Genomic DNA, 926 nt, shown 5'->3' with positions numbered 1-926 from the left:
ACGGGGGCGGACAGGCCGAGATCGGTGAATTTGGTCAAGTTCAGTCTTCCGGATGCAGCCATCGGCCGCCGCGCCTCTCATGGGCGCACGGCTATGGCGGGTGCGCTCTACGGCGGCGCACGCCGCCCCGCCAGGCCTCGACGCACGCGACGTCAGCCGCGAGATGATCGTCGGCGACCCGGCCGCCCCGGTCGGCGGCGACCCGAAGGGCGACGTCACCATCGTCGCCTACCTCGATTACAATTGCGGCTTCTGCAAAAGGTCGGCCCCGGCGCTCGAAAGGCTGGTGAAGACCGACGGCAGGATCAAGCTCGTCTACAAGGACTGGCCGATCCTCGCGGAAAGCTCGGTCGCCGGCGCCAAGATCGCGCTCGCGGCCAAGTACCAGGGCAAGTACGAGGCGGCCCATCGCGCGCTGATGAGCCTGCCGGGGGCAATGTCGCGCAGGCCAAGATGCTGGCGGCCGCCGCGACCGCGGGAATCGACATGGCCCGGCTCGAAACCGACGCCGCCGCCCACGACGCCGAGATCGTCGCGCTGCTCAAGCGCAACGACGCACAGGCCCGCGGCATGGGCTTCGCCGGCACGCCCGTCTATCTGATCGGCCCGCTGCTGGTCGCCGCCGCGCCGAGCTATGAGGAGTTCCGCGACGCTGTCGCCAAGGCCCGCGAGCGCCAGCAGGGGCGCTGAGCGCGCAGCCTCCCTCCCCTCAGCCCGCCCGGCTGAGCTGCCGTTCGGCGGCGTCCGCGGAATCCTGCGGGCTGAGGTTGAACGCCAGCCGGGCCTCCGGCGCATGCTCGCGCAGCGCGTTGATCACCGCCTCGAAGATCGGGGTCATGGCGGGGACGATCCGCAGCCCCGCCCCGACCACGACGCAGTCGAACCGCTTGCCCGCGAGCGCGGCCGCGACCTCGCCGGCGGCGGCC

1 protein-coding gene and 2 pseudogenes are annotated in these 926 nt (G+C 71.8%); 2 read left to right on the top strand and 1 reads right to left on the bottom strand.

The window, feature by feature from the left end:
* Positions 1-52: 52 nt before the first annotated feature.
* Both ACIKT0_RS19200 and ACIKT0_RS19195 read left to right on the top strand, forming a co-directional pair.
* Positions 53-355: pseudogene (locus ACIKT0_RS19200) on the top strand (thioredoxin domain-containing protein); the annotation flags it as partial.
* Between the two features lie 131 nt (positions 356-486).
* Positions 487-690 (top strand): thioredoxin domain-containing protein, encoded by a 204-nt coding sequence (locus ACIKT0_RS19195; protein WP_407106869.1) that lies wholly within the window; start codon positions 487-489, stop codon positions 688-690.
* Between the two features lie 19 nt (positions 691-709).
* Here ACIKT0_RS19195 and ACIKT0_RS19190 read toward each other — a convergent pair.
* Positions 710-926, bottom strand: a pseudogene (locus ACIKT0_RS19190) (hypothetical protein); the annotation flags it as partial.

Source organism: Hansschlegelia beijingensis, assembly GCF_045505405.1.
In the GTDB taxonomy this organism is placed as follows: Bacteria; Pseudomonadota; Alphaproteobacteria; order Rhizobiales; family Methylopilaceae; genus Methylopila; species Methylopila beijingensis_A.
Note: the sequence above shows the minus strand (reverse complement) of the source record. Positions and strands in the feature narration are given on the sequence as shown.

Coding starts and splice junctions, on each gene's coding strand:
- ACIKT0_RS19195 (WP_407106869.1), top strand. CDS start 487: ATGGCCCGGCTCGAAACCGACGCCGCCGCCCACGACGCCGAGATCGTC.